Annotated in this window: 18 protein-coding genes and 2 tRNA genes; 13 read left to right on the top strand and 7 right to left on the bottom strand. The window is 57.7% G+C overall.

Features of this window, described 5'->3' with window-relative positions; translation table 11 throughout:
- Positions 1-17: 17 nt before the first annotated feature.
- The 3 genes from ACN9M3_RS22995 (at position 18) to ACN9M3_RS22985 (ending at position 1375) form a co-directional block, all read left to right on the top strand.
- A complete protein-coding gene (locus ACN9M3_RS22995) occupies positions 18-707 on the top strand; it encodes a DUF3334 family protein (protein ID WP_426163044.1) in 690 nt (229 codons plus the stop codon).
- 52 nt (positions 708-759) lie between these two features.
- Positions 760-835, top strand: a tRNA-Asn gene (locus ACN9M3_RS22990).
- Between the two features lie 81 nt (positions 836-916).
- Positions 917-1375 (top strand): hypothetical protein, encoded by a 459-nt coding sequence (locus tag ACN9M3_RS22985; protein ID WP_426318736.1) that lies wholly within the window; start codon positions 917-919, stop codon positions 1373-1375.
- Between the two features lie 47 nt (positions 1376-1422).
- On the opposite strand, the gene ACN9M3_RS22980 is transcribed toward ACN9M3_RS22985, so the two are convergent.
- Positions 1423-2007 carry a hypothetical protein gene (locus tag ACN9M3_RS22980; RefSeq protein WP_426318735.1) on the bottom strand — a complete coding sequence of 195 codons (585 nt, stop codon included), beginning with the start codon at positions 2005-2007 and terminating at the stop codon, positions 1423-1425.
- A 229-nt stretch (positions 2008-2236) separates the two neighbouring features.
- Here ACN9M3_RS22980 and ACN9M3_RS22975 point away from each other — a divergent pair, with 229 nt between their 5' ends.
- The 6 genes from ACN9M3_RS22975 (at position 2237) to ACN9M3_RS22950 (ending at position 8050) form a co-directional block, all read left to right on the top strand.
- Complete coding sequence (locus tag ACN9M3_RS22975) at positions 2237-3604, top strand: HD-GYP domain-containing protein (protein WP_426318734.1); 1368 nt, start codon at positions 2237-2239, stop codon at positions 3602-3604.
- Between the two features lie 70 nt (positions 3605-3674).
- Entirely contained in the window at positions 3675-3875 is a 201-nt protein-coding gene (locus ACN9M3_RS22970; protein WP_057259495.1) for a hypothetical protein, read from the top strand.
- A 101-nt stretch (positions 3876-3976) separates the two neighbouring features.
- Positions 3977-4396, top strand: a complete 420-nt coding sequence (locus tag ACN9M3_RS22965; RefSeq protein WP_426163033.1) for a cupin domain-containing protein — start codon at positions 3977-3979, stop codon at positions 4394-4396.
- Positions 4397-4503: 107 nt separating this feature from the next.
- Positions 4504-6687, top strand: a complete 2184-nt coding sequence (locus ACN9M3_RS22960; protein WP_426163031.1) for a TonB-dependent receptor — start codon at positions 4504-4506, stop codon at positions 6685-6687.
- Positions 6688-6816: 129 nt separating this feature from the next.
- Complete coding sequence (locus ACN9M3_RS22955) at positions 6817-7923, top strand: hypothetical protein (protein WP_426318733.1); 1107 nt, start codon at positions 6817-6819, stop codon at positions 7921-7923.
- Between the two features lie 51 nt (positions 7924-7974).
- Positions 7975-8050 (top strand) — tRNA-Asn (locus ACN9M3_RS22950).
- Positions 8051-8212: 162 nt separating this feature from the next.
- Here ACN9M3_RS22950 and ACN9M3_RS22945 read toward each other — a convergent pair.
- Both ACN9M3_RS22945 and ACN9M3_RS22940 read right to left on the bottom strand, forming a co-directional pair.
- A complete protein-coding gene (locus ACN9M3_RS22945) occupies positions 8213-8695 on the bottom strand; it encodes a hypothetical protein (protein ID WP_426318732.1) in 483 nt (160 codons plus the stop codon).
- Between the two features lie 290 nt (positions 8696-8985).
- The gene (locus ACN9M3_RS22940; RefSeq protein ID WP_426318731.1) at positions 8986-9561 is read right to left on the bottom strand and encodes a hypothetical protein; all 576 of its coding nucleotides are present in this window, start codon (positions 9559-9561) and stop codon (positions 8986-8988) included.
- A gap of 395 nt (positions 9562-9956) precedes the next feature.
- On the opposite strand from ACN9M3_RS22940, the gene ACN9M3_RS22935 reads away from it, so the two are divergent.
- From ACN9M3_RS22935 to ACN9M3_RS22925, 3 genes are all read left to right on the top strand, one after another.
- On the top strand, positions 9957-10121 hold the full coding sequence (locus ACN9M3_RS22935) for a hypothetical protein (protein ID WP_426318730.1): 165 nt from the start codon (positions 9957-9959) through the stop codon (positions 10119-10121).
- Positions 10118-10675 (top strand): serine hydrolase domain-containing protein, encoded by a 558-nt coding sequence (locus ACN9M3_RS22930; protein WP_426323839.1) that lies wholly within the window; start codon positions 10118-10120, stop codon positions 10673-10675. The genes ACN9M3_RS22935 and ACN9M3_RS22930 overlap by 4 nt, the downstream gene beginning before the upstream one ends.
- 290 nt (positions 10676-10965) lie before the next feature.
- Positions 10966-13407 (top strand): UvrD-helicase domain-containing protein, encoded by a 2442-nt coding sequence (locus tag ACN9M3_RS22925; protein ID WP_426318729.1) that lies wholly within the window; start codon positions 10966-10968, stop codon positions 13405-13407.
- Positions 13408-13740: 333 nt separating this feature from the next.
- Here the strand turns inward: ACN9M3_RS22925 and ACN9M3_RS22920 are convergent, their stop codons facing one another.
- The 4 genes from ACN9M3_RS22920 to ACN9M3_RS22905 all read right to left on the bottom strand — a co-directional run bounded on the left by ACN9M3_RS22920 (position 13741) and on the right by ACN9M3_RS22905 (position 16027).
- Positions 13741-13962, bottom strand: a complete 222-nt coding sequence (locus ACN9M3_RS22920; protein WP_426323837.1) for a GNAT family N-acetyltransferase — start codon at positions 13960-13962, stop codon at positions 13741-13743.
- A gap of 133 nt (positions 13963-14095) precedes the next feature.
- Positions 14096-14509: a GNAT family N-acetyltransferase gene (locus tag ACN9M3_RS22915; RefSeq protein WP_426163021.1), complete on the bottom strand. Its 414-nt coding sequence runs from the start codon at positions 14507-14509 to the stop codon at positions 14096-14098.
- A gap of 49 nt (positions 14510-14558) precedes the next feature.
- Positions 14559-15413, bottom strand: coding sequence for an alpha/beta fold hydrolase (locus tag ACN9M3_RS22910; protein WP_426318728.1), 855 nt, complete (start codon positions 15411-15413; stop codon positions 14559-14561).
- Positions 15410-16027 (bottom strand): TetR/AcrR family transcriptional regulator, encoded by a 618-nt coding sequence (locus tag ACN9M3_RS22905; protein WP_426163016.1) that lies wholly within the window; start codon positions 16025-16027, stop codon positions 15410-15412. The genes ACN9M3_RS22910 and ACN9M3_RS22905 overlap by 4 nt, the downstream gene beginning before the upstream one ends.
- A gap of 66 nt (positions 16028-16093) precedes the next feature.
- On the opposite strand from ACN9M3_RS22905, the gene ACN9M3_RS22900 reads away from it, so the two are divergent.
- Positions 16094-17023 (top strand): hypothetical protein, encoded by a 930-nt coding sequence (locus ACN9M3_RS22900; RefSeq protein ID WP_426318727.1) that lies wholly within the window; start codon positions 16094-16096, stop codon positions 17021-17023.
- Positions 17024-17046: the final 23 nt, after the last annotated feature.

Raw genomic sequence — 17046 nt, 5'->3', positions numbered from 1 at the left:
TCCGGAGCATTTGAAGAATGATTACAAAAGAAGAACGGGTGGTGTACGGAACCGAGGACTTGCTGACCACCCTGTGCTCGTCGGTCACCCGCGTGCTGAACGTGGCGTCGCAAAGCCGGATTACCTACTCGGCCATGGTGCAGCGTATTACCAAGGTCGGCCTGAAACCTGATATTGGCTGCTTCGTGCTGTTCGACGGCGGCTTTACCGGCCTGGTTGTACTGAACTTCTCGGCCGAAGCGGCGATGGAGATTTACGAACGCTACATGCTCAGCATGGGCATGCCGAAATCCGAACTGGCCAGTTCTTTCACTTCCGACGAAGTGGCGAACATCATGGGCGAGCTGATGAACCAGATCGTTGGCGACTTCACTGGCAAGGTACGCAGCGAACTGCACACCAACATTACCCAGAACCAGCCGAAAATGCTGGTGCTGAACAAGCAGGTGACGCTGAGCGTGGATACCCCGCTCGACCGTCCGGAAATGCGCCGCGTGTCCTTCTTCACCGAGCGTAACAATATCTTCTACCTCGAACTGGCGATCGACCGCACCGAGTTTATTAAATTGCATGATTTCGAGAAGACCGAGGCCGAAGATCCGGATACCCTGCTGGAGCGCGAGCAGGCTGCCCAGGCTGCTGCAGCACCGGCCGAGGCCATCTCGTCGGATGACGCCGACGAGCTTTTGAAGTCCCTCGGCATGTGATCTAAAATAGGCTTTGCAAAAGCAGGAACGACGGTTATAATATTGCCTCTTTTCCCTGATAGCTCAGTCGGTAGAGCGACGGACTGTTAATCCGCAGGTCCCTGGTTCGAGTCCAGGTCGGGGAGCCAGAACACTGAAAAGCCCAGCCTTCACCGGTTGGGCTTTTTTCATGGTGTCGTTTCTTTTCTCGACTACTGGAAGACCGTACCGTGACCGATAATCCATATTCCCAGCCAAGCGCCGCTGTGCAGGCGGAGCACGATCTGCTTCCTTCCAAACCGGTGGCAGTTTCAATGTACAGGTTTTTTGCCTGGATAGCAGTGCTGGTAGCGCTCCTCGGCTTCTTCCAGCTATTTGATCCGGTACGGTTGGAAAGTGGTAAAAGTATCGCGGAAGGCATCGCTCCCCGCGTGGTCCTGCTGTTAGCGATGGGGGTGGTGGTTGTTTGCGGATACCGCCGTAATCGCTTGTGCGAGTTTGTCGCAGTCATACTCATTGCTGCGCTTGGCGTCTCTTCGAGCTTGCTATGCATCGCATTCAGCGTCGCAGGCTCGGGCGACGGCGCGCCGCTTTGGATCTCGCTTGCGGTGGTCGTTTTCCTTGTCTTTATTTACTGGATTTACGCCTTCGGTTTCTCGGTAAAAGCCCGGCGATATTTTTCAACATAGACCGGCCACTCACACGACTGCCCCAGGGTGGGCTGCCGCCGACAGGCTTAATGTGCGGGCCCAAAGTAGGGTTTGAACGCTTCTTGCATCTCGGGCGACAATCGATGAAAGTCGATGCGCTGCTTCTTGATTTCTGCACGCAGTCGTTGTGTGCTTCCGGCGGCGCGTGCCAGGCGGGTTACCAGATCTTGGGCGAGTTCTTGTAGTACTTCTCTTGGAATCTGCTTTGGGTCGCGCGCCACAAACGTTTCTCGCGCCGGATCGCCATTGCATTCCTTGCCGGCGACCTTATAAACGCCGCCGTCAATGTGCTGAAAATACAGGCGCTGGCCTGGCTTGGGGTTGCGGCGTTTGGAATACCCGTTAACGAGGTAATACGTCGCTGTGGAATGCGTTGCTACACCGAATATCCATTCGCGCGTGGCCCAGGTTTCATTGTCGGCCATTGGCATGCACAGTGCGCGTATATCCTCAGGCAAAAGATCAAGCTTGGCGTCGGCTCGAAACCGCAGGCCCAGGACGGGATCTCGCAGGAACTGGGGAGGGTGGTTGCTTTCCTGCGCGCCCGCACTGGCGCAGAGTAGCGCAAGCAAAACGGCTGTGCACCGGCCCTTAATAGCGGTCGATAACATGAGATGGTCTTTCTGCTCTGTATTCGGAAACCAGTCCAGAAGTCAGTTGAATGAAGTCGGAATTACACCGGCTTCCACTGGTGCGGCTAGTTTTTTATTTTTCGCTCGACATTCTCTTGCACATCGTTCCAACCTGCAAACATTTAAAAATTATCAAAAAGAAATAAATAGTGCCGTGCGGAAACTTGTGATATGATAGTTTGTGAAGTTTGACGATTGGACATTTGACATGAAACCCACTCACATCAACGCCTCGGTGAACACCCATTACCTGGACAAGGTGATGGACGTTGCCGAACAGATGTCGGTTGAGGTGATTGTCGACATCCTCGATGTGCGCGGCATGAAGCTGGTGTCGAAGGGCACGCGCGTCACGCGAGCCTTGCGCGAAAAACTGATCGCACATAAGTTGATGCGGCCCTTCGAAGCTTCGATCCGCATCACCGATGGCGTGGACTCCCGGGCGGTTGCCCAAGTGGCCGAGAGGCTGGCCGATGTCAGTGCTCCTGTATCCAGCCTGCTACGCAGCGTGCCGGCTGGCGGCAATTCGACCCTGCAGGTATTGCGGCAAATGGAATTCGGCAATGCGATGGCGCTGATGTTGACCGCGTCGGACAAGGCCGGCGGGCCATCGCTTGAACATGCGGTTTTGGTCAGCATGCTTTCCATTTGCATGGCCAAGACTTTGCGCCTCAATGAACAGGACCAGATGGCGGCGGGCTTGGCCGGCCTGCTGCACGATATCGGCGAGCTGTATGTCGATCCCCGTTTCCTTGCGCGCGGCAAGCGCTTGCAGCCGCATGAATGGGCGCACGTCGTGGTACACCCGCGCACCGGCCAGATGCTGATCGACCAGCTGGAATCCTTCCCGCCATCCGTCGGGCGTGCGGTGGCTGAACATCATGAACGTTACGACGGCACGGGCTATCCAAGGCAGGTCTGCGGCCAACAGATTAGCGGCCCGGGGCAGGCAGTCGCCGTGGCCGAAATGATCGCCGGGCTGTTGCTAAAAGACCATGCGCTGGAACGCGCGGAGCTGGCGCTGAAAATCGTGCCGGGTGAGCAAGCGCCGGAACTGTTGGCTGCCGTTTCAGGCGCCTTGCGTCAGTGCCCGCACGGTGTCGTGGCGCCGGAGTTAGCGGCCTGGCGGGCAGGCGAAAGCGTGCCGGGTTTGTATGCACGCATTGCGGCCATTCTTAACCTGGGCGAGCGCCTGATTGATGGCCCGGCGGCGAAATCCGAGCGAACCTGCAAACTTTTGCGAGCGACGCAGGAGCGCGTGCGCAAGATCCAGCGCGCCTTCGTCAGTACCGGCCTGGATGGTTATTTGCAGCCCATGCCATTCGGTGCTGCATCCGACAGCCTTCTTCTATTCGAAAAGGACGTGGCGAGCCGGGAACTGCAATGGCGCTTGCGCGACCTTGCGCGCGACCTTGCATTGCAGGCTGAATCGCCGGACGAAAAACTGGTATTGGCATCGCTGATCAATCTGCTCGATAACGACGAAGGCATCGTCGAACCGCAGCGGCGTCCCCCAGTCCCGCTGCATGGCATGTGCCCGCAGACCGCCGCCGACAGGCGTTTAATGCGGGCGTAGGTGGTAAAATGGCTTGGTACTGAAAGCCCGGCCATTCGGTTGGGCTTTTTGCATTGCGCGGGAGGATGACATGGCAAAAAAGAAAGAAGAACTCGATCCGGAAACCCTGGAACTGATCCAGTGGTGCATCGAGGTGGAAGGTTTCCTGGTCAAGGGCGGCGCCACGGTGGAGCAGGCCCAGGACCATATCGAAGAACAGATTGAGTGGTTCACAGACCTGTTCTATGACGGCTTGACGCCGGAAGAAGCGGCGAAGGAAGCGCTGGCTTGAACCTCTTGGCACCGCATTAAAAAAAGGCTTTGCGATCGCTCGCAAAGCCTTTTTTATTTGGCTTGTGCCTATCATACGGCATCTACCAACCGGAGCCATCCATGAAAATTTTCGCCACAACCGTTACAGCGATCTCCCTCCTCGCTGCCCAGCCTGCTTTTGCGCTGGAACAGAGCGCTTCCGTCAAAGTCACCAGATTGCTGCAGACGCCTACGAGCTGGAATGGTGCAGCGCTGGCATACCCGAACGGGCAGGCTGAGGTGACGGCCATGCTGATCGAGATCGCTCCCGGAGCGGAGACGGGCTGGCACCTGCATCCTGTTGCCTCGTTTGCCTATATCCTGGAAGGCGAACTGGAAGTGAGCCTGAAGGATGGCTCGGTGAAGCACCTGAAGGCGGGCCAGGCGCTGGCGGAAGTGGTCAATACGCTGCATAACGGCCGCAACGTTGGCAAGGTTCCGCTCAAGCTGGTGGTGTTCTATGCGGGAGCCTCCAATAGCACGCTGACGGTCACGGAATAGTGTCTAAAAATTATAGTGGGTATATAATGCCCGCTATTTTGCGGCGACAGACCGCAACCTGTGGGGAGAATAGGGGACATCCATCAAACCGCCCACAAGGAAAGAACATGATGAAGTTGTCCAAGATGCACGTGCTGGTGAGCCTGGCTACTGTGCAGATGGCCGCCATGGCCCAGGAAGCAACCCAGGCCCCAGCCGGCCAAATGGAAGTAGTGACCGTTACCGCACAGCGCCGCGCCGAAAATATCCGCGACGTGCCGGTGTCCGTGTCCTCGATCAAGGCCGAAAAACTGGACATTTTGCTGTCCGGCGGCCAGGACATCCGCGTCCTGGCGGGCAAGACGCCATCGCTGAACGTCGAATCGTCGACCGGCCGTGTGTTCCCGCGCTTCTACATTCGCGGCTACGGTAATGCCGACTTCGCCGTGTTCGCCTCGCAGCCGGTTTCGCTGATTTACGACGACGTCGTGCAGGAAAACCCGATCCTGAAGGGTTACCCGATGTTCGACCTGGCCAACGTGGAAGTGCTGCGCGGCCCGCAAGGCACCCTGTTCGGCCGTAACACCCCGGCCGGCGTGGTCAAGTTCGAATCGGCCAAGCCAAGCCTGCGTGGCGTGGAAGGCTTCTACAACGTTTCCTACGCTACCGACGCTACCGTCAACCTGGAAGCCGCCGCCAACGTGCCGCTGTCGAAAGAGTGGGCCCTGCGCGTCTCGACCCTGCGCCAGCACCGCGACGACTTCGTCGACAACACCTACACCGGCGAGAAAGATGCGCTGGAAGGCTACAACGAACACGCTGAACGCGTGCAGGTGCTGTACCAGCCGAACGGCGTGTTCAACGCCCTGTTCAACGTGCACCAGCGCCAGACCACCGGCAGCTCGCGCCTGTTCCGCGCCAATATCATCAAGAAGGGTTCCAATACCTTCGCCGACGGCTTCGATCCGGAAAAGATCGCTATCAACGGCCGTGAAGACCAGGAACTGAAGACCCAGGGCGCCAATGTGCGCATGAGCTGGGACCTGGGCGCGCACAAGCTGTACTCGATCACCGGCTACGAGACCGTGGCTCGCTACAACTCGCGCGGCGACATCGACGGCGGCAATCCGGGCGACGCGCCAGCAGTGCCGTTCCAGGTTGCCACCGCAGCCTTCGTACCGGACATCAAGCAGTACTCGCAGGAGTTCCGCGTAGAGTCCAAGTACACCGGCCCGATGAACTGGCAGGCAGGCGTGTACTACTTCGACGAGAAGGCAGTGGCAGGCCAGGATAACTTCAACGTTGCCGGCGACCGTACCTCGCGCGTGAAATCGCAGCAGAAGAACGAAGCCTGGGCGCTGTTTGGTTCCGTGAACTACGCCGTGAACGACGCGTTCACCGTGCGCGGCGGCCTGCGCTACACCGAAGACAAGAAGGACTTCGATACCCTGGAAACCACCGGCACCACGCTGGTTGGTCCTAAATCGGTTTCCGAATCCAAGGACAAGTTCAACTGGGACCTGAGCGGCACCTATAAGCTGAACAACGATGTCAGCCTGTACGCCCGCTACGCAACCGGCTTCCGCGCGCCATCGATCGCCGCCGCTTCCACCGCGGTGCCGATCACCGTGGCTGACGCCGAAACCATCACTTCGATCGAAGCCGGCGTGAAGGCCGACCTGTGGAACCGCCGCGCACGCGCAACCCTGAGCGTGTACGACTACGACGTGAAGAACCAGCAGCTGACCGTTGTTGGCGGCAACTCCAACGTCACCAAGCTGATTAACGCTGCCAAGACCAAGGGCCGTGGTATCGAAGGCGAAATCGAAGGCTTCATCACCAACGACTTCAAGATGTCCGCCAGCGCCTCGTACAACTTCACCGAGATCCGCGATCCTTCGCTGTCCGTGAACAAGTGCGCGCAGTGCACCATCCTGGACCCGATCAACTCGTCCGGCCGCGTGGTCATCGACGGCAACGCGCTGCCGCAGGCTCCAAAGTGGATCATCAACCTGAACGCCCGCTACAACTACCCGCTGGCAGAAGGCAACCTGTTCGTGGTGACCGACTGGTCCTACCGTTCGAAGGTGAACTTCTTCCTGTACGAAGCAGTTGAATTCACCGGCGCTCCGCTGACCGAAGGCGGCCTGCGCGTGGGCTACAACTGGGCCGGCGGCAAGTATGAAGTCGCAGCCTTTGCACGCAACATCACCGACCAGCGCCGCGTCACCGGCGCCATCGACTTCAACAACCTGACCGGCTTCGTCAACGAGCCACGTCAGTTTGGCGTGCAGTTCAAGGGTTCGTTCTGATCCTCCGGTAAAGCCGCCGCGCGAGCGCGTGGCTTTATCAATACAAGCGGCCTGCGGGCCGCTTTTTTTGTTTTCCGGCTCGGAAGAGATAGGGTAATCTGACTGAACGCCACCGCAAGGAGCCGCCAAATGAATGCGTTTGCCCGCCTTTTGTCGATTGCCTTACTGTGTGCAGCCAGCTTTACTTGTAACGCCGCGACCCCTCTGCTGAAGGCGATATTGCCCAAGCCAGTCTTGCCGGGCGTCCCAAAGGATGCGCCATGCCAGGACGATGTGGTCAGCAAGCTGTGTCTGATGGAGACCATTATCTGGTTGCGAGGCATGCCATTGACGGCAATGTGGCACCAGCAAGACTACCAACAACTTGACCGGCTGCTGCTGGCATTGTGCGCGGAGGACACCCGCCTGCCCGACGGGCAGCCGGAAATCCTGGTGTTTTCGCGTACATTCGTGAGGCAGTTCAACACGTGGAAGGACTGGAGCGGCGTGGGGACGACGTTGCGCGCGTGGCGCAGCAAGTCGCCTGATTCGCCGGCGCAGGCTTTGCTCGAAGCATTGTATTGGCAAGCATACGCTTGGCACGGCCGAGGCGGCGGATATGCCGGCAGCGTGCCGCCAGAAGGCTGGGAATTGTTCCGCGAAAGGATGGCGAAGGCTCGCGCAAGGCTGGAGGACGCCAAGGCGGTGGCGGGCAACTGCCCTTTGTGGCATAGCACTTACATCGACGTCCTGATTGATTCAAACGTCGCGCGGGACCGCCTTGACGCGGCTTACGATGACGCAGTCAAGGCATTCCCGGAGTCGCAGCAGATCCATTTTTCGATGTCTCGCGCCAAGCAGCGCAAGTGGGGTGGGGCGCCAGGCGAATACGAACGCTTTGCGCGCCGGGCAGCCGGCCTGTCGCAGCGGAGTGAAGGCGGCGCCATGTATGCGCGCTTGTTCTGGATTCGGGACTATGACGACGAGTTTGAGTTTGGCCGGCCGGGCGATCCGGACTGGAAGCGGATGAAGGCTGGCTTTGAAGACATGCTGCGGCGCTATCCGGACCAGGTCCACAACCGCAACAAGTATGCCTCTTACGCTTGCCGCGCCAATGATCGGGATACTTACCTTAAGCAGCGACAGGAACTGGGAGACGCTATCGAGGACGAGCAGTGGCCGGAATCCTGGAAGGTCGATGTCTGCGACCGCCGCATGGCGAAAAACACCGATTCGGGGCCGGTTCAAAAAAAATGAATGGCCAAGACTAGGCAAATCGGAAATGGGTCGATATAATGCGGCCTCTTTTCCCTGATAGCTCAGTCGGTAGAGCGACGGACTGTTAATCCGCAGGTCCCTGGTTCGAGTCCAGGTCGGGGAGCCAGAATACAGCAGCATGCCAAGAACCCAGCCCTAACCCGGTTGGGTTTTTGCTTTTCATGGGGCGTTTATTTGCGCATAGTGGTCCGTGGTGAAGCGCTTGGGCAGTGGGGATAGGGGAGGCCATGGGGCTGGCCTTTGTGGGCGCAGCGGGGCAGGTGGCGGCTCACTTAATTGGCAGCTCAAATCGTTTTCTTACGGTCTCAATTGCGCTTAGAGTGTCACGTGCGTAGTTGAAGTTAGCAGCACTTGGTGAGCTTGAGATTTCATCACGGTTTTCCAGCATCATTTGCTTCACGAAGTGCGGTATGAAGTTGTCGCTGTTAATCGACGCCTCCAAATGGTCAATAAGATCTGCATGACTCGGGGATGGGATATCAGCCCCTTTCTCAATAAGCATGGCCTTAATGCTTTGAAGAACTTCACAGGCTATATTTCGGCTCAGCATTGCTGCGTCTTCCAGTGGCGGCTCAAATTCTTTGACTTTTCCTTTGCTGTCAACACGTCGAAGTGGGCCTACGATGTCGGTCTGGAGCCCTTGTCCCGCGTTTGTTGGGAGTGATCCGTCATGCGTGGTAGCGGTTCGGCTGTAATAGATGAATTTTCCGTACGTTGGCGAAAGCTCTTCCCAAGTATTTTTCATATCCATTGCTAGCTCGCTTGCATCTTTAAGTGCTTGAATCGAGTTAAGATACGCGCTAAAAAAGAAGTTAAGCTCATCTAGATCAGAGCTAATTGGAAAATCCTGAGATAGACGCTTTTTGACAATCGCGTCCGAAACCCGAAGAATATGGCCGAGAAAGAAGCCGATTTCTGCGATTTTGCCTTTGAGGTTGCTTCGACTGCAATCCTATGTTTGTGCATTGAATTTCTCTTCAAAGTTGATCAAAAAGCAATTCGAGTGCTAGCATGGCAAGGGGTTTGCAGGTGATGACGAGCTTATGCGTTAGCGGCTTCAGTCGAACCGTCTTCGTTAACGAATGCGCGAATTCGTTTGTCTTCTACACCTAACGTACGAATCCAGCTATTTGTGGTAGTACTGAATTTGAAAACATCGAAGACTTGAAAGATTCTATCGTTTTTCTCTGAGGTGTACGTCCCACGAATTACAATGTAGAGATTCGGAAGCTGCTCGCATTTTAAGGGAGATAAGGTGTAGGTAATACATTTTCCCAACTCGTAGGTCAGCGAAATCCCATCTGGGAAATCATCCCCAAAAGGTGCAAGAAGTTTGATTTCAGGTCCCTCGCAGAGCAGAACTGCAGTTCGCAACTTTACATTATGAGCATTAGCGTTCTTTCCAGCACAATAAGGGATGTCAAAAAGTAATTTATTTGGCTCAATTTCTTTGACTGAAATGCCCCTGCGGCATATATCAATTACAGGAATTGTAAGGTCGCGGTCAGAGTGCATTTTCGATCCCCGAACAAAAATACCAACGACACAACGTCGTGGTGTTTCAAAGGCGAAGATAATGCCAACAATGCCAAGAATGAGACCTGCAATTTCGATCATATTTTTCGATGGAAGATTTGGATTGCAGGCAGGATAGCATTTTGTTTAGTCGTTGGCACGAAGTACATTCCCACTCTTTGGATATTTTCCGCTTCCAAGCCTTTGGAGCAAACCCAGCGAATCACCACTGGCAATTTGTTGTGGGAGCACGCGGGGCAAAGACCTACGCATTGCTTGGTCAAGGTGAGGGAAGCGCGGCCTGAGATACAGCGACTTCCGGAAGACAGGATTGGGGATCGCTCCTGGCGACGTTCTATTCCGTAAGCCGTGTTTGCGATCGAAAAGTGACGGCTCAGGCGACTGATATTGCAGTTCGTCGCACGTAATGGGTGGGCGTAATCGGATCGCCGGTAGACTTTGTTTCATTGGCAATAGCCCAACATGAAGGAGAGAACATGCGCTTTCGCTTCCTCGCCGCCGCTGCGGCCCTGATCCTGACCACTGCAATGCCCGCTAGTGCTGCGGACAAGCTCGATGCCGTCTTGGCCAGGGCCATGGCCGGCACCAAGGTCCCCGCTGCTGGCGTGCTGGTGATGCGGAAAGTAACACTGGATTCCTGATCGCGGCTGCCATTGCCGAACGCGCCACTGGAAAACCTTACGACGAGTTGATGCAGGCTGAAGTCTTCGGGCCGCTAGGCATGGCCACAGCAGGTAGCGGTGCGACCCACGACGGCCAGATCCGCGGCCACAGCAAAGGCAGGCCGAAACTGGAGGTCAAGCAGGAAGCCGATGGCGTGCCGGACATGTATGCGCCGGCTGGATTCCTGCACATGAGCCTCGCTGACTGGGCGCGTTTCAGTCTCGACCAGTTGGCTGGCGCTAAAGGACGGGGCAAGCTGTTGCTGCCAGCCAGCTATACGCTGATGCAGACGGCCCAGCCGGGTAGTGGGGCAGGGCTCGACTGGGGAGTGCAAGCGTCAATCGCCGGACGCAAGGGACCGGCACTGGTGCACCAGGGTTCCGATGGCAACTGGCTTGCGGTAGTCGTTTTATTCCCCGAACAGGACAGCGGCGTGCTCGCCGTGGCCAATGCGTTCGAAGACATGGGCGCCGATGTGGTCATCAATGGGATGCTGGGCGCCTTGTTTCCAACGCTGGCTCCAGCCAAATAAATTCCGACGGCAGAGCGCCATGACGTTCTGGCACCAGCTGCTCTTGAATGGCCCCGAGAGAAGTCGCGGGGTCGTTTTCACTTGATTATTCCTCCAATATTCCCACCACGGTAGGCATTTCCTACAGACCTTGAAGGATTGGGCTCGAGCGCCGCCCTGCGATACTATATTGCCATCAGTTAGCAAACTAGGTTCTCATGTCTCTATTCGATGCTTTTTTGGATGTACTTTCACTCGTATCCGTGCAGAGGCATAAGCACGAATTGGCCGCGGTCCGACGCAATTCGAGGATGGCGTTAGAGGAATTGCGAGAAAGTAGTCGGACGCAACGGGAAGAGGTCGAGAACGCGCTGCATCGCGATGCGGAGGTATTGAAAGCCAATGCCGAAGCATCCTACAGGCGGGGATTTGCCGAAGGCCGGGAGTTCGAAAGGCTCGAACATGCCGAGCGAATTCGTGCCGCTGCCGAAGAGTCCGAACGTAAGGAACGGGAGGCTGCGCGCGAGCGGGCAAAATGGGTTGTTAGTCCAACTCCCATCGGATTCACGAGCCAAATTCGCGACGAGTTCATGCGCGACGTGGAAGCGCGGGTTGAATATCCGCCACAGCCCCAGCAATGGAAAATGATACTCGCCGACGATCCCGCTACCTACGTCATTGCGGGAGCTGGCTCAGGAAAGTCCTCGTCCCTCGTTTTGCGAGTCATCGCCCTCAACCTGTATCGTGAAATTGACCGTAGCCGCATTTCGGTTTTCACCTTTACCAAGGATAGCCGCGCGGACTTCGTGAAGAAACTTCGCGAATCCATGAAAAAATGGGGAGTAGACCTCTCAGAAACCGATGCGAGAAGCATTGTGCGCACATTCCATTCCATGGTGCTGAAGATGGCGCGGCAGAGCATGTCGCCCCCGCCTAAGGTACTGGAGCTATTGGATCGCGAACGCAAAGGACCAGTGCGGGACGTCGATGTCGAAAACTTCCTCGAGTTGAGCGAAGAAGACGAGCTGGAGGATGAAAGCGAACAGGAGGCAACTTCGGTTGCTTCCAGGCGCGAAGACATCGTCGATGACAGCCCGGATACGCATAATCTCGACGACCTTCTTCGCATAGCCTACGAACGGGCATTCAGCAGGAACGAGGAGTTCCACGGCCTTGTCGTCAAGCTTTTCAAGCAGCGATTGACGCTGACCCGACGCGCGACGGACAAGAGCACGCAGGGTAACATCGCCAAAATTGCAAAAGTGGACAAAAAGATGACCGAGGCGCTCGACATCAAGTGGAGTGCGGAAGTCGCCCCCGGCGTGTGGCCGCTGCCCGGAATCGTGGCCGAGACGACAGCGATTTCTGTGTCCTCGCAGTTTTCGCAGGAATTCTGGGTCAACGGCTACGTACCCCAAATCGGGGCTCACATTGTCCTTGGCGGCGCGCAGTTCTACAAGGGCACCTCATTTGATGACGTGCCTTCGGCTGGCAACATCAACACAAAGCGTAAACTCCTGGCAGGGATTAGCGAAAAGCCGATTGTCTGGATCGATGACTTGGATCAGTTGACCGCCTTGCGTGCCACTCTGAAATGGCTGGCCGACGACGAGGAAAAGCGGAGCGAGGTCCTCATGTTCAACATGATCGCCCCGGGCGAATTCAAGTCGAAATCCATCGTCAAGGGCTTCCATGGCCTTGCCCAGTTCGTCGAAAACCTCGGCTTGCCCGTGGCAGACACGCTCTCATCAGCTAAAGTGACCAAGGATAACAACCTGGGGCGAGATATCGACTTCATGCGTGCCACGGCCCTGTTCTGGCCGTATTTCGAGGCTGTATTGGAAGAGCGCGGAATCTGCACGTTCAACCAGCTTTTTGCCCGGTTCTCTGAAGACAATCCGGAGAACTTTTCGAAGGTCTCCTCCCAGGTGCTCGGGGCCATGCGGCACCTGATGATTGACGAGTTTCAGGATGTTTCACCGCAGATTGTCAAATGGGTGCGTGGATGCCAAAAAGAGCTGGTCAAGCGGGGGATGGCAGGGTCGCTTACTTGCGTTGGCGACGATTACCAGTCCATTTATGGCTGGAGGGGCAGTTCGCCTGAATTTTTCGTGCGGTTCAAGGATAGTTTCCCCGCAATCTCTCACGGAAAGATCCTTTTGGAAGAGAACTTCCGGAGCAGTGATTGCATACTGCGATGTGCAGAGTCCGTATTGGCCGGCGTTCCGGGAATGGAAAGCAAGACCTGTCGAGCGAAGGGGGAATGGGCAGACTCTGCCACGCCCGTACGAATTTTCGAAGCGAAGAAGGACTTGCCGTACGCCGAGATCCGCCAGCACATATCGTCGGAAATCGAGCGAACGAAAGCCAGTGAAAGCCACCCTATGCTGGTGCTTGCGCGGAGCAGGGCCGTCCTTACGCAGCTTAGCGGCTCTCCGAATAGGTCTTGGGGGAAGAAGGCGAAACTCATGACGATCCACGGCTCGAAAGGGCTCGAGGCACAATCGGTGGTACTGCTCGGAGATTGCAACTACGATGGTACCAACCCGGTAAAGAACTTCCTTTATGCGCAGGCAGGGCTTGGAAGCTACGATGAGGCGCAACGTGCGGAGGCGAGGCGGCTCGCTTATGTTGGAGTCACTAGGGCCATGGAGAGCTGCACCTGGTACGCTGCAAAGAAGGATGGCGGGGCAATCGGCAGCATTCCCAAAGGCGCGGTATTTGCAGAATTCGCGCGCCTCGATCCACGATAGCGCGGCATACCGACGTTTATCGAATTCAACTGCAAGTTGCATGGCTTTCCTCGACAAGTGCCCAGCCTTCACGCGTTTTTTTAAAGCGCGGAAGGGCGCAGCCTCGGATGGACGCTGGAGCTGCAGGAATCGGCAAGTCGACAGTCGATTGCCGGGGCCGAAAACCTTGGCGCGGCCCCAGAGCCCGTTGGAGAGCTAAGGGGATGATGGCGCATAGAACTCAACGCGCTATTGGCTGAACAGGCGAAAGTGATTTACGAGATCGCATCGGCCCCAGGTTCATCAAGGTGGGAGGAGGCGGGAAGATAAGCTGTCAACAATCGTATGGCCCATTCAGTCGAGTAATTCGCAACGTAGCAATGCGTAAACATTCATGTCGATGTGCTTGCCGCGCACGAAGTTGGCTCCCCGCGCCACCCCTTCCTTGGTAAAGCCTGTTTTGATGGCGACACGTTCGGAAGCCAGGTTGCGGGAATCCATGCGAATCTCCAGCCGGTTTATCAGCAGGCTTTCGAACAAATGGCGCACCAATAACCGCACAGCCTGGGTGGCGATGCTTTGGCCCCGGAGTTAGGCCGAGAACATGGTGTAACCGATTTCGCGCGCGTTAAAGTAGGGTACTGAGCGGAAATGCCAGATGGTGCCAATGATGCGATCCGATTTGGAATCTATGATCACCAGGCGCTTGCTAGTACTCCCGCCGATACCAAAAACAGTCGGGCAATGCGGCCATGCCGATGCGCTGGTAGAAGGGTACTGCTTCCGGGACTGAACTGAGTATGAGGTTGACCGTTGGACCGAGATGCGCGCGCATTTCTTCGATCAGGCGCGCGCCGATGCCCTTTCCTTGCACCTCGTCGCTGACCGCCAGGTCGGACAGGTAGCAGGCAAACGAGAAGTCCGTCATGGCGCGCGCGATGCCGACCAGTTTTCCATCATCCATGCGTGCGGTCAGGATCAGGTTGGAATTCGCCAGCATCGCGCCCAGCCGCGCGGTGTCGTCCAGAGGGCGGCGGCGGCCCAGGCCAGATGCGTGCAAAAGATGGCGGAATTCGTCGATGCCGACGTCCGCTTCAACGGAGTAGGTGATGGTCGGATTCATGCACCGAATTTTACCAAATTGCCAACTCACCCAAGTCCGAAGACTCTGATCAGCAGTGCTGGTCGAGCCATTCGCCGACGAGTGGCCACAGGACTTTTTCCTGGTGCGAGCGGAAGAAGCCGAAGTGGCCGATGCGCTCCTGGTTGAAACTGGCGGGACTGAGCACGCGGTAATCAACCTTTGCGCTGGTGTACGCCTCGTGCAGCATGCGCGAGCCTGATTCGCGCAATAGTTCGTCATCGCCGAACGTGAGGCCGAGTACCGGGAAGCTGGCGCTGGCATAGGCTTCGCGCGCGCCGGGTTCGCCGGTGAGCAGGTAATCCGGCGTGAGGCACCAGCGGCGCCACTGCATCATTGCGCCGCGCGGAATGTCGCCAAGGATGCCCAGCCGCTTGCCGGGGAAGTAGCCGAGCACCCTGCAGAACAGCGGCGTCAGGACGTGCCACAGCAACGGCGCGGTACGCTGGATGCGCGGCTGGTTGTGGCGCGTGGCGCCGCTGCCAACGGCGATGTTGATCAAGCCCGCTACCTTGCCGATGGACGGCAGCAGTGGCGCGGTCTGTCCTCCCAGGCTGTGGCCGAGCAAGAACAGGGGAAGCGCGGCGTCATGCCGCGCGGCGTGCTGCACGACGGATTCGAGATCGAGCGCAATCCAGGTCGTGATGTCGGCCTTGCAGCGGCGCAGCGGTCCTTCGCGGGACTCGCCCATGCCGCGGTAATCGAAGGTCCATACACGGTAGCCCAATCCTGCCAGGAAGGCGGCGAAGGCGGCGTAGAAGCCTTGGGGAATCGCCATGCCAGGGGCGATCACCACCTGGGCGCGGGCGGGGCGCGGCGGATCGTGGCGGTAGGCGGCCAGTTGCTGGCCGTCCTGGGCTTGCAGCGTGAAGCGGGTGGCGCTCATCGTTTTGATCCTTCGTAGGCGACGCCGGTGTGGGATGGATTGGTGGCGAGCGTGCGCCAGGCGGCGCTGCTCAATTCATCAATTGCATTAAGCGGATTGAAGCCGACGCGCCCTCCCAGCCAGTTGCGCGCCAGTTCCTGTGATGGGCCGAGCAGCAGGGGGCCGTACAGTTCGATGGGCATCCGGCGCAGCACGCCCTGCTTGAACCATGGCTTCAACTTCTCGAACACCTCCTTGAAATGACTCGCCGTGCGCTGGCGGATGGCATCGTCATGTTCGGCACTCACGGCCTGGCGGCGGGCGAACAGGAAGCGCGCCATGTCCGGCTGCTCCACGATCCAGTTCAGGTGGGTGCTGACGATGGCATGGATGGCGAATTCGGCGTTTCCGGCCCGAGCCACATTGGCCTTGATCTGCTGCCAGTAGCTATCCAGCCCTTGTGCAAACAGCGCGGCGGCAATGCCTTCCTTGTTGCCGAAGTGGTGGTAGATGCTGCCCACCGACGACTGGCTGCGCTGGCGGATGTCGTCGATCGACGTGGCCTCGATGCCTTTTTCGGAAAACACGGCAAGGGCGGCGGACAGGATGGCTGATTTTCGGTCGGCTTGGGTCATGTCTAGAATATTGTTCTAGAATGACATTCTAGTCAAGTTTCTTCGTTTCGGGTTAAGCTCACCCGCATGAAAAAGACCAGGGCCCGGCGTACGGGACGCGCCATGTTTTTGAGCCTGCTATTCCTGGCCTTGTCGACCACGCAGCCGGCGGCTGCAAACCCCGCCAAGGCGCCGCAGCAGGTTGTTTATCCGCGACCGGAGTCCGAGCATGACAGCCGTTACCTGTACGACTGGGAGGTGTTGCGCACGGCGCTCGAGAAGACCCGCGCCAGGTTCGGGCCCTACGAGTTGCGCCAGGCCAGCCAATTCATGTCGCCGGCACGGGTGACGACCGAAGCCGCAGGATCAGGCTCGATCAATCTTTTTGTGCGGGCCACGTCGGCGCAACTGGAGCAGCAATTTCGCCCGGTGCGCATTCCGGTTGATCGAGGCCTGATCGGCTACCGCTTGCTGCTGGTGCGCCACGAGGACTTGCCCCGGTTCGCCGAGGTCAAGTCGCTCGACCAGCTGCGCCGCTTTAGCATTGGCCAAGGCAAGGGCTGGGTCGATATCGGCATCCTGCAGGCCGGTGGCTTCAAGGTGGTGGAAGGAAATAACTACGACGGTTTGTTCTCCATGTTGGAAGTCAGGCGCTTCGATGCCCTGTCACGTTCCGTCGACGAAGCCTTGAGCGAATACGATGGATGGCACAAGCGCTTCGGCTTCGAGGTGGAGCCTGACCTCGCGCTTTACTATCCGCTGGCGCGCTACTTCTTCACGCGCCGCGATGCGGAAGGGGAGGCGCTGGCGAACCGGCTGGAGGCGGGGCTGGAGGCGATGGTGCAGGATGGTTCGCTGCAGGCGCTGTTCATGACCTACAAGGGTCCGCTGATCAAGCGTTCCGGCCTGGCGCGGCGCCGCCTGTTCCGCATTCCCAATCCAGACCTGCCGCCGCAAACACCGCTGGCACGCAGCGAGTTGTGGTATCGGCCGCAGGAGCCGGCAGGCAAGCGATAGGCACGATCGCAATGGCCGGGTTA

Source organism: Pseudoduganella sp. R-43 (assembly GCF_049913255.1).
Taxonomy (GTDB): domain Bacteria; phylum Pseudomonadota; class Gammaproteobacteria; order Burkholderiales; family Burkholderiaceae_D; genus Rugamonas.
Note: the sequence above shows the minus strand (reverse complement) of the source record. Positions and strands in the feature narration are given on the sequence as shown.

What these genes read in the sequence shown, in the direction of transcription:
- ACN9M3_RS22995 (WP_426163044.1), top strand. Translation starts at nt 18, where the DNA reads ATGATTACAAAAGAAGAACGGGTGGTGTACGGAACCGAGGACTTGCTG.
- ACN9M3_RS22980 (WP_426318735.1), bottom strand. Translation starts at nt 2,007, where the DNA reads ATGTTATCGACCGCTATTAAGGGCCGGTGCACAGCCGTTTTGCTTGCG.
- ACN9M3_RS22975 (WP_426318734.1), top strand. Translation starts at nt 2,237, where the DNA reads ATGAAACCCACTCACATCAACGCCTCGGTGAACACCCATTACCTGGAC.
- ACN9M3_RS22970 (WP_057259495.1), top strand. Translation starts at nt 3,675, where the DNA reads ATGGCAAAAAAGAAAGAAGAACTCGATCCGGAAACCCTGGAACTGATC.
- ACN9M3_RS22965 (WP_426163033.1), top strand. Translation starts at nt 3,977, where the DNA reads ATGAAAATTTTCGCCACAACCGTTACAGCGATCTCCCTCCTCGCTGCC.
- ACN9M3_RS22960 (WP_426163031.1), top strand. Translation starts at nt 4,504, where the DNA reads ATGATGAAGTTGTCCAAGATGCACGTGCTGGTGAGCCTGGCTACTGTG.
- ACN9M3_RS22955 (WP_426318733.1), top strand. Translation starts at nt 6,817, where the DNA reads ATGAATGCGTTTGCCCGCCTTTTGTCGATTGCCTTACTGTGTGCAGCC.
- ACN9M3_RS22945 (WP_426318732.1), bottom strand. Translation starts at nt 8,695, where the DNA reads ATGGATATGAAAAATACTTGGGAAGAGCTTTCGCCAACGTACGGAAAA.
- ACN9M3_RS22940 (WP_426318731.1), bottom strand. Translation starts at nt 9,561, where the DNA reads ATGATCGAAATTGCAGGTCTCATTCTTGGCATTGTTGGCATTATCTTC.
- ACN9M3_RS22935 (WP_426318730.1), top strand. Translation starts at nt 9,957, where the DNA reads ATGCGCTTTCGCTTCCTCGCCGCCGCTGCGGCCCTGATCCTGACCACT.
- ACN9M3_RS22925 (WP_426318729.1), top strand. Translation starts at nt 10,966, where the DNA reads ATGGCGTTAGAGGAATTGCGAGAAAGTAGTCGGACGCAACGGGAAGAG.
- ACN9M3_RS22915 (WP_426163021.1), bottom strand. Translation starts at nt 14,509, where the DNA reads ATGAATCCGACCATCACCTACTCCGTTGAAGCGGACGTCGGCATCGAC.
- ACN9M3_RS22910 (WP_426318728.1), bottom strand. Translation starts at nt 15,413, where the DNA reads ATGAGCGCCACCCGCTTCACGCTGCAAGCCCAGGACGGCCAGCAACTG.
- ACN9M3_RS22905 (WP_426163016.1), bottom strand. Translation starts at nt 16,027, where the DNA reads ATGACCCAAGCCGACCGAAAATCAGCCATCCTGTCCGCCGCCCTTGCC.
- ACN9M3_RS22900 (WP_426318727.1), top strand. Translation starts at nt 16,094, where the DNA reads ATGAAAAAGACCAGGGCCCGGCGTACGGGACGCGCCATGTTTTTGAGC.